Annotated in this window: 3 protein-coding genes; 2 read left to right on the forward strand and 1 reads right to left on the reverse strand. The window is 45.8% G+C overall.

The annotated features are described in order from the left end of the window. Positions 1-390 precede the first annotated feature (390 nt). Both NG792_RS25855 and NG792_RS25860 read left to right on the forward strand, forming a co-directional pair. Positions 391-5,736 carry a hypothetical protein gene (locus tag NG792_RS25855; protein ID WP_261237324.1) on the forward strand — a complete coding sequence of 1,782 codons (5,346 nt, stop codon included), beginning with the start codon at positions 391-393 and terminating at the stop codon, positions 5,734-5,736. Positions 5,737-5,742: 6 nt separating this feature from the next. After that, positions 5,743-6,894, forward strand: coding sequence for a hypothetical protein (locus NG792_RS25860; RefSeq protein ID WP_261237325.1), 1,152 nt, complete (start codon positions 5,743-5,745; stop codon positions 6,892-6,894). A 712-nt stretch (positions 6,895-7,606) separates the two neighbouring features. On the opposite strand, the gene NG792_RS25865 is transcribed toward NG792_RS25860, so the two are convergent. Further along, positions 7,607-10,918 carry a tetratricopeptide repeat protein gene (locus NG792_RS25865; protein WP_261237326.1) on the reverse strand — a complete coding sequence of 1,104 codons (3,312 nt, stop codon included), beginning with the start codon at positions 10,916-10,918 and terminating at the stop codon, positions 7,607-7,609. Positions 10,919-11,068: the final 150 nt, after the last annotated feature.

Consider the following 11,068-nt stretch of genomic DNA (forward strand, 5'->3'; position numbering starts at 1 on the left):
GGTTAATGAGTACCAAACCGATTGCTGGACTGAATCCCCTGGAAAACAAGCCATGAACCCAAACAAAAGTTTCCTATTTGCACTGAAGAAGAATGACAACTGAGCTAGAGTCAAGTATTTTCGCAGATAGGTCTGGTATAATTGAGTCATCATTTTTTCTCAATAGGTCAAGGTTAATTTGAATGGGACCTATTTTTTTCTACCATAATTCGGCCAACTCCTTACGCAGTGAGGCTTTTAGCTCCCTTGTTACCCCCCCCCCAGGGGAGATATCCAAACACAGCATCCAGCTTATAAGGTCGAGTCTGCCAACGTTTGTGGTATTTTGGCAGATGAAAAACTGGGCGTGATGTCCGAGCATTCTTATTGATTTTTAAATAGTTAAAGAATATGAAACAAAAGACAGTCGAGTTACAAACTGATTTAAACTCTTTAGCCCAAAAACTTTTACAACTTAGCGAACAACTGTCAGAAGCCGTCAAAAAATTACAAGAACCTTTGATTCCTCCATCATTTGCCCTCGCTGAACAAATTGCTAGAGAACGACAACGATTTGAAGAACTCCGCAGTCTAGTTGTGCAAGTGGCACAATCTTTTGGAGTTTCTACTCCTGATGTTGAGGAAATCATTTCTATTAAGGATATAGAAGTTATCCTTAGTAGGATTAACGAAGCGGAACAAATTGTTAACATAAAGAATCAAGAAGCCTTAAATATATTAGATAAATTTTTGCAAATTCGCTACAGCGATAATGGTGATTTTACTCCTCTAGAACAAAGTCTATTGCAAGCTTGTGAATTGCACAGTTCGATTTTAAATTGGCAGGAAAATGGCTTACATCCAGAAGCAAAAATCTTAGTATCCGGTGAACATCCATTCGTGCAGCTTCTCACACTAATTTCCGAACGAGAATCTCCAGACTATCAACGATTGGAAAACTTGCAGAAAGCAGTAGGTCAGTCATTGGGGACGCCTGTTGCAATAGCTGCATTGACAGGAAAACTCTTTTTTCTATCAGCGTCCACATTTGGAGAGGAGAAGGCTGATAATGTAATTCCAGAATCTGGACAAATTAAACCAGAAGTATCTGATATGCCTTCGTTTTCTGACGAAAGAGAGAGGCCAGAGGCAACTGAAAGTGGCACTTCTAAAGAAGCAGAAGTCCCTAATATCCCAATTCCCACTCCAACTCATAGCCAATCTGATGCTTTTACTAAAATTCCGACAGATGCTCAAGAAATAGCAGTTTCATTATTAAATAGCAAACTTGAAGAGAGCCAGAATGAACTTCAATATTTAATCTGGCAACTAATTTATGAAGACAAGGGTAGTCTAGCTTTTAATCTAGCGCGTTGTCTCGAAAGAAAATTCCCCAACATTCGTTTCCAATTGCCCTATTGGGTAATTCGAGCAGTAATTTTAGGAGATCATGTACGTTACGAAGTAGGAATTGGAGAAATTGCTAATATCCTTGTGGAGGATTTTGCAAACTTTAGTGAGAGCTTGTTTACTGGAGATGGTGAGTGGAATCAGGCAATTAGTTTACTTTTAGCTGCTTCAGCACTCCGTCCGGCATTACTAGCTCCAAATACTAATGCTTCAGACATTCTCAACCACCTACGACTGGGAGGAGGTCTAAGCCAACTCTTTGAGTATTGTCGAGCAATTGCAAATTACGGAAGCCAACGCTACGCACTAAATACAACAGCCATCAAAACAGTCAGAAATCAGGCAGACTGGGAAACTGATATAGTGACTTTGCAGCAACAAGTTGAGGAATGGTTTTCTCATGCTCCACTTGCTGACATGATTTATGGAGTTGCCAAAGCAGTTTGGGGCGAGTGGCTGAAACCCAATAATTTAATTTACTCTTTATTATTGCCGGTACGAGAAAATAATCATAATCAAGTAGAAATAGTTCGCAGGTATGTTGATCAATTATCTTCCGAGTCTCAAATTAATGCAGAGGTTAAGCGAACCCAAAAAGAGATTGGCGGTCTTGCAGGTGGTAATGCGATTACAGGTACTGCTCTAAATAGAATTCGGCTCCGAGTTGGAGAAGCTGTGACTTTTGGACGGCGATGGTTGCAGCTTCAAGAGTCACGTCCAGAGCGAGAAAATGATTTTTCTCAACAGCAAGCGAAGCAACTTAAACAAGAACTATCTAATCGTCACAGTGCTGTTTTGAAGGAACTAGAGGATTTTGCAGAAGGGAATTTGTCAGGGAATTTGTCAGGATTAATTAAGGCAGGTATTTCCTGCTGCCAAAGATCTGTAACCAATATTCAGACTTTGTTTGCTTCTAGTGTTCCTCTAGCAATTGAAGAATCCGCTCCAAAATATCTCTTGTATGCGGATATGCTAAGAATAGCCGAGCTTTCTTTAGATGGTAACTGGAAGCCTGACAATAGCGAAAATCTAATTGTTAAAGGCATTCTGGAACTATTAGCCCAAAATAATTTTGATTGGTCGGTAAGTTTTTATTGTCAAAGAGAAAACAGAAATCACGAAGCTACGGAAAAAATTATTGAGTATCTTCGTGCTAAGTCAGAACTTTCGCTCAATATTGAAGAACTCTCGCGGATGCGAGAAGAGGGGCTACGAGAATGTCGGGATAGTTTACTTAGAGATCTCAAGGAAACCAGAAATCAAATTGAACAAGCAGTTGCTTTAGGAATTCTGAAAGAAGCAGATAGATTTGATTATGCAACCAAAATTGTCAATATAGAGAAAGAAGTTGAAACAACTCTGCGGTTCGATCTAAAACATGAGAATCTGAGAGATATTAAAGCAGCTATCGCTCAAAAGAAAGAAGTAGCAATTGATCAGGTAAGGCAAAGATTAAATGCACTTTTTATAGGTCCTGAACAGCCAAGCTATGTACGCATCACCGAACTATTAGAGCGAGGAAATGTGCTGACAGCCAATGAATACATAGACATGGTAGATAGGGGTGATGAAATTCCCAAAGTAGTAGAAGCAGAATCAAATGAGTTCACTGATTTTTTTCCCATAAAAGTCACTGATATTGACAAATTTATGGAGGAAAATAACCCACCATTTTACATCCAAAAGGTACAAAGAAGAGAAAGTTTTTGCGGAATCAATTTAAAACGACCCTCTGGATCTGCAACTGATAGAGCAACTGAAATGCTGAGTGCCTGGTTTTCAGCCAAAAGAGGGGGTAAATCCCAGCAAATGTCAGAATCAGATGCACGGACTATTTTAGTCCACTTAGGGTTTAACCCATTACGAGTTACAGTAGAACGGAACGGGGGCCGGATGTGGCTGCAAGTAACCACAGAAGTTATACGTAACAAAGAATTGTGTCCGGTTGCTGCTTACGGTTCAGCCGCTCACGGACAATATCGCATTCTTTGCGTATGGGATAGACCCACAGTAGAAGATATTCTGAATACAGTTGGAGAAACTTCTCATGGTTCTCCAGCTTTTGTATTCTTTTTTGGACGTTTGACGGAAGTGCGACGTAGAGAATTAGCACGACTGTGCCGAGAACGTCGTCGGACATTTGTTTTGATTGATGATATATTAATGCTGTATCTTTGCGGTGCAGAAGAACCCAGACTGCGTACATTATTTAAGTGCGCTCTGCCTTTTACCTTTCTAGAGTCTTATGCAACCACTGCTGGATTAGTTCCTCCAGAAATTTTTTACGGACGTAGACAAGAGCGAGACTCTATCATTAATTCAATGGGTTCTTGCTTTATTTATGGAGGACGACAGTTAGGAAAAACCGCTTTATTACGTTCTGTAGAGCGTGATTTCCACGCGCCACAGGAAAGAAGAATAGCTCTTTTTCTTGATTTAAAAGCTGATGGTATTGGTATCCACAGGCCAATTGAAGACATTTGGAGCCTGTTGGCAGATGAGTTTAAAAAATTTGAAGTTGTCCCCCGTAACAGTCCGACCAATGTAGGTGCGGAAACTCTGCTAAAGCATCTGCAAAATTGGTTGGAACAAGATAAAAGCCGTCGCATCCTTTTGTTACTCGATGAATCTGACAAATTTCTTGAATCTGACGGGCAAAAAGAGTTCAATCAAACCAGTCGTTTTAAAGGGCTGATGGATAAAACAGAGCGTCGCTTTAAGGTAGTATTTGCAGGTTTGCACAACGTTCAGCGTACTACTAGGTTGGAAAACCATCCTCTTGCTCATTATGGGGAGCCTGTTTGCATTGGCCCTTTGTTAGAAAATGGAGAGTGGCGGGAAGCTAGAGAGCTAATCAAACGCCCCTTAACAAGCATTGGGTATGAATTATCAGACGATTTGGTGACCCGAATTCTTTCTCAAACTAATTACTATCCGAGTTTAATTCAGCTTTATTGTCAGGAGTTGCTCAGAGACGTTAATAAGAATCACTTGAAAAAGTACGAACGGAGCAATACTCCTCCGTATGAGATTGGTGACAAGCAAGTTGACGAAGCTTACCAAAGTCAAAATCTCCGCAAGGCTATCCGTGATCGCCTCCTCTGGACGCTGCAACTAGATCAACGGTATGAAGTGATCGCATATTCCATAGCCTATGAGTCTCTCACGAGTCAGACAGGCATGGTTGATGGATTTGCTGTATCCTGGGTTCAGGATACTGTCCTATCTTGGTGGTCAGAAGGATTTCAAGGTAAATCTACAGATGAGTTTCGCGCCCTGCTAGCAGAGATGGTGGGTTTAGGAGTTTTAAGAGAAACCGATCAAGGACGCTTTGCCCTCAGAAGTCCCAACGTAGTTTTGCTTTTGGGCACTGAAGCTGAAATTGAGGAACAACTTCTGAGAAGTCGTGAACCTTCGTTAGGCTACGATCCTGAAATTTTTAGGTCAGCTTTGCGAACTGACTTATCTCGTCGCAGTCCTTTGACGGTGCAACAAGAATCAGCCCTGCGACGACGAGAAAATAGCGTTTCTATTATTTTTGGTTGCCCAGCAGCAGGTTTAGATGAGTTGCAGGAGTTCTTAGTCTCAGCAGTGGGTCAAGAATTTTTTAGTGCTATTGAAGATGTCTCTGAAACATCGGTTTTTACCAACCATTTAAACAACCTAGACAAGCGAGAACGAGAGATTGATGGAACGACGATTATATTTGTTTCATCCAATTGTTCTTGGGGTCAAGAATGGGTAAGAGCAGCGCTGGATAAACTTCATAGGCTGAAATCTAAAAAGTCATTTGCACGAGTTGTTTTTGTAGCCAATCCCCAAAAATTGTGGGAATTAATGAATGTTAACTGTCTTGATTCATTGGTGTCTCAAGGGGTAAGTCTTTTGAGTCTCAAACCTTGGCATGACGGAGCTCTTAGGCAGTGGTTGGAGGATTGTGATTTAGCATTGAATAAAGAAAGCCGAGAGAAGATAACTGAGATTACAGGAAATTGGTCAGTTCTACTTCAGCGTTTGTATCAACAAGCTAAATCCGATCGCCACTGGGAACCTCACCTACAAAAGATTGGAGAGTCATTGACTCATTTTGATGTCCTGAGTGAATTAGCAATTCTTATGGGGCTTGATAATCCTCATTCCCAACAAAAACAGATATTACGCGCTCTGGCTACTTTAGAAAAAGCCTCTACTGAAGATTTAATTGAGATTGTTGATGGCATATCGAATGAAATTGTTTGTCAAACTTTTAGGTGGGCGGAGTTGCTTAGACTTGCATATCCAATTGGCAATGGTAATTGGAGTGTCGATCCACTTGTAGGTCGTATCCTGACATCTTTTGGAGAATAAAGCGATATGACTCGTTTTTGGTGGCAACTCCCCGGTCCGAGTCAATTTGTCGAACGGGTTGTTCAAGACTTTAGAGATGGAAAAAATGTCATTCTCTGTTTACCAGAACATTTACCAAGCGGTTTGTCGAGCGCTATCCGGTCTGAACTTGGCGACGATTGGGATTGGCAGAAGATTTCTGTATCTTCTGAAAGCTCAGGCGAACCTGTTCATTTCCTCTTCGACCATTTTGTAGGCGAAATTAGCTCAAATGAAGTTCGGAATGCTCGTACATTGGCACAACATCAAAATTTTGCTGGCAAGATTGTCTGGTTGGATGATTTGACTCCCAATGTTTGGCCTGTCTGGAAAAAATTTATTTTAGACTACGAACAACCATGTCGGAATATCCCTAAGCTTTATCGCACGCTTTTTTGCGTCTCGTTAGTTGGGAAACTGGCTCTCGATCCCCCAGCCGAAGAAGTATGTTTGTCCCACCATTTTTGGAAGGGTGTCGTTGACCGTATGGATATGATGTTGTTCACTTCTCAGCTTTTTCAAGGCAAACGATTGCCCGATTTACAAAAGCGGGTAGCTATCTCAGTAGTAACAAATATTGCTCTTTGGGACTGCAATATTAGCAAGCGTCTGGCTTATGAAAAACTTGAACATATTCTTAAACCTTTACCAATTCTTCATCAGATTGCTGGGGAACGTAACTGGTGTGATTGTAATTATGAATTATCCGAGAGATGGTGTAAAGGAATGAAAGATATTATTGAGAGTGAAGAGAAAATTCACTCTGCTGTTTTGGTAAATGGAGTTTTAGATAAAGTAGAAATAGAACGTCGAATCTGGAGCGGGGAAGTTGGAGAGCTATTGCCATTTGTTGAAGAAAGAAGGCATGATATTCTTAGGCTTCTAGCGGGATTTTTAAAAGTGCCTTTTACGACCAGATTTGGTGAGGTTATTAAAGATGTTCAAGATTTAGAAATTGGTCATATCGAGTATCAAATTGATGAAAATTGTAGAGTTGTAAAAAGCGACGTTAGAAATCTTGTGCGGCACTTAAGGAAAATACGCAATGCTCTCTCTCATTTAGAAACGATTAGCCCAGAACTCTTACTGAGCCGAGAAATTACTGACTGGCATCGGATATTAAGGCGAAACTCAAAGTAGAGTTAGATTAACTGTGTACGCTGTTAGACGCTTGTTTGATGCCACCCACAACACCCATCACTTTTAGATGCCCCAACTCCGTAGCTGAAGTGATCGACCACATTGGACACGATCGCTACCCTCGCTTAGAAGGCGAAGGGGGAGTCGCTAAAATCGACTACAATTGGACCGCTGCTATTCTTAACCCACATTCCGCATAAGCAAAAATACTTCGATGGAATGTCTCCGCAAGTTTTTTGGCTGAAGCAACCAATTTTTTAAAATCGCTACAAACCTTTTCCTTTGAAATTTACAGCTATTTTCTGTACCCGGGGTTTTATTACTCTCTCCAGGGGAGTAAGCACTCAAAAAGTGCAGTTTTTACTGAGAATATTCTCAAGAAGCCGGAAAACTCCGGTTACATTGAGGACCATAGTTCCCATAGATTTTTTATAAAATCGCTGAAACCATTTATGGGCAAAGGTTTTTAAAAAATAAAAAGTCAGCAATTAAACCAGTGGAATATGGGTTCAATCCGATTTTGGACGGATTTGGAGGTACTAAAGATTAAAATGTCATCCACGAGTTCCAGTTGGATGGGGAGATCGAGCGGTAGGCTTGACCACCATTGTTGTCAGGCAGGGTAAGATGAACTGGACAGGATGGATTGTGGGCGCTGGCTCATCAATTTTATCGCCAGACTTTAGAACCTGGGTTTCTGGGCTTTCCGGGACTAGAGGCGCGAGCGAATTTGGTCGCCAAGGGGGTGTTGGTGCAGGCGAGTGGGCAGTCCCGCAGCGAGGCCAGTGCGGTAGAAATTGATGCAATCTTGGAACTTTTTTTTGAATCGTGGGTGCTCCAATCCCCAGGACTCAAATAGTATTTGTATCCCCTCTAACATCATGGGTTCAGTACCTTCATAATTGCCTTGCTTTCCTTGAAATCGTGCAAAATTGACAAGATGGATGGCTAAATCGGGATGATTAGGGAGCAGGCTCTTCCGGTCAATCTCCACGGCTTCCAAGTAGAGGAGTTTGGCAGCGTCGTACTTCCCTTGCTCCTCGTACAACTCTGCCAGGTTGTTGAGATGGATGGCTAAATCAGGATGATTAGGGGGCAAGCTCTCCCGGTCAATCTTCAGGGCTTCCAAGACGAGGGGTTCGGCAGCGGTGTAGTTCCCTTGCTCCCGGTACAACGTCGCCAGGTTGTTAAGAAGGATGGCTAAATCGGGATGATTAGGGGGCCGGCTTTTCCGAGCGATCGCCAAGGCTTCCAAGTAAAAGGGTTCGGCAGCGGCGTAGTTCCCTTGCTCGTAGTACAACGCCGCCAGGTTATTGAGGAGGATAGCTAACTGCGGATGATTGGGGGGTAGGCTCTCTCGGTCAATCTCCAAGGCTTTTAAGTAGAGGAGTTCAGCGTCGTTGTACTTTCCTTGCACCCGGTACAAATCCGCCAGGTTGTTGAGGTGGGTGGCTACATCGGGATGATTGGAGGGCAGGCTCTCCTGGTCAATCTCCAAGACTTCCAAGTAGAGGGGTTCGGCGGCGTCGTACTTCCCTTGTTGGTAGTATAACCCCCCCAGATTGTTGAGGTCGCAGGTTAAATCGGGAAGATTGGGGAGCAGGCTCTTCCGGTCAATCTCCAAGGCTTCCAAATAGTGGAGTTCGGCAGCGTCGTACTTCCCTTGCGCCCGGTACAACTCTGCCAGGTTGTTGAAGTCGCGGGCTAAATATCGATGATTAGGGGGCAGGCTCTCCTGGTCAATCTTCAGGGCTTCCAAGAGGAGGGGTTCGACAGCGGTGTAGTTCCCTTGCTCCCGGTACACAGCCGCCAGATGGCTGAGGGCAGTCGCAGTGTCTGGATGTTTGTCGCCTAAGCGCGATCGCACCACCGCCACACACTCCTCAGCCCAAAGTTGCGCTGCTCGATAGACTCCCTGTCCATAATAAAACTGGAGTAATGCCTCTAGCGGTGAAATTACATCCTCATCCCCCACCCAGGGCAACAATTCCTCCCACACCTCCTCCAGATGGGGAATCCAGGGGGCAAACTCCCGCGCCTGGGTCATCGTAAAGCGGTCAGGAATATGTTTACCCTGTTTAACGATCGCCCCCGCCACTTCCCTCCGCAATTCATCCACCGCCTCCGCAGACAACTCCACCGCCAACCGTTGCCGCACAAACTGCCGCACTAACGGATGCAACCGCACCCAGTTCCTCTCCCCCTCCAATAGATTCAAATTTAACAACCCGTTGAAAGCCTCGTGCCAATCTTGTAGCTCATCTTCCGTCAGAGGAATCGCCGCTGCCCCATATAGCCCCAACCGCAGGGCCAACCCCCGCGCCGCCTCCCCATCCAGCCGCGCCCAACTGAACGCCAGGGCCGCCTCCAGCCCGTGGGGATAGCCCATCTCAATATTTGAGTTTAGGGATTTATGGGTCAGATGTAACCCTTCCATATACTTGGCAATCAGAGAAATTTTATATAACACCAAATACCGCCCTGCCAACTCCAACCCCAGAGGCAACCCCCCAAACCACCACAACAAATCCTCCACCGCCTCCGGTTCCGCCTCTAGGCGCGCTGGGTCAATGTAGCTGGTCAACAACTCCCGCCCTGCGTCATCGGAAAGCTGATCCAGGGGGTAATCCTGCACCCCGGTCCACCGTTCCCGGGTTGTCCGCAACACCCGAAACCAACCCCCGGGCCGAAACATCGCCAACTGCGCCCCGTCCCGCTCCCGCACCACATCATCCAACACCACCAACACGGCACCCTCCCCAGGCCAATGCTGCCAACAATAGGCGACGCGATCGGCCACCGTCGCCAACTCCTGGGGGACTTCCACGGCAAAGGTGGTCTGATAAAACAGCAGCAACTGGTCCCCGGGATTCCCTGCTGCCACATCCAGCCACACCACCCCACCGGGAAAATTGCCCGCCTGATATTCCTGGTCCGCCCACTGCCATGCTAATTCGGTTTTCCCTAGGCCGCCCATCCCCGACACTGCCACCTGGTCCGTCTCTGCTAACAACCGGCTCAACTCTGCCTTTGCCACCTCCCGCCCCACGAATTTGGGCACAGTGCGAGCGTAGCGCGAGAGGTTAGAGGGTGAGTGGGGGTTTTGGGGGGTGACGACGGGGCGAAGCTCATGGATAATGCGATCGGCCTGGTTGCCCATCGTTTGCTCAATCTTTTCCCCTGTGGCTGTCACCGTCTCCCGGGTGATTTCACCCTCCCGAGTCACCACCCCTTCTAACCACAGCAATTCCAGGGTTAGTTGCTCGGCAAGGGCATGGGAAAGAGACTGGGTTTGCGATCGCCACTGAGCCACCCGTTTTGCTAAATCCTGCTGACCCGCCGTTAAGTTGCCCAGCAGGTCAAACACCATCCCGGCAAATGCCTCTTTTCCCTCGGCAAAATCCCGCTTCAACACTTCCCGGATTGCCCTCGGGAAATCTTGATGCAACCGTTGGGCTAGAGTATCCACCTGTCCCGGATTTAAGGCTCTTAAGGGATACACTGTCCCCGATAGCCACCGCCGGAATCGCTTCCCTCGCCGCACTCTATGTCCCAAGGCGTCAATCACGAGCCGCCAGTCTTCCCAGGTTGCCAAGGCCCGCATCTGGTCAAAATTCGCTGGTACCGTCGCAAAATAATTCGCCGCTAAATTTTCCTCAAATAACTCCGCCGGGGTCTGATTTCCTACGGTTTCCCGGACGATTTGAGGCCAATCTTGCCGCGCGGTTTGGGCCAGCGCTTTCAACGCTCGGCCCGATCGCCCCTTGTGGTCTTTGGCGACATCTTCAATCACGATGGCGAGCGATCGCCCCACCGCCCGGGTTAAATGGGCATTTCGCAAATCCGGCTCCCCTAACTGAGCATTGAGCGCCCCCAAATCATTGGCAACAATCCCCCCCGCTACCGCAGTGAGGGCGGTTCCTACTGCGACCAAGGGAACCGAGGGGGTGGCGGCGGTCACTGCTGCCCCCACAACCACCGCCGCGCCAAAAGTCCCCAACCGACCAGCTATTGCTTGATCCATGATCGCGTCACCATAACCACTTCATTCATTGTATCCACAATAGGGAGGGCAGTAGAATAACCTACATTTTTTTGCAATACCTTCGCCAATTTAATGGTCAGTGGCTTCATGGGAATGTTGATGGATACAGCCCAGACTGGATAAGCGTTT

It is taken from the genome of Laspinema olomoucense D3b (genome assembly GCF_025370785.1).
In the GTDB taxonomy this organism is placed as follows: domain Bacteria; phylum Cyanobacteriota; class Cyanobacteriia; order Cyanobacteriales; family Laspinemataceae; genus Laspinema; species Laspinema olomoucense.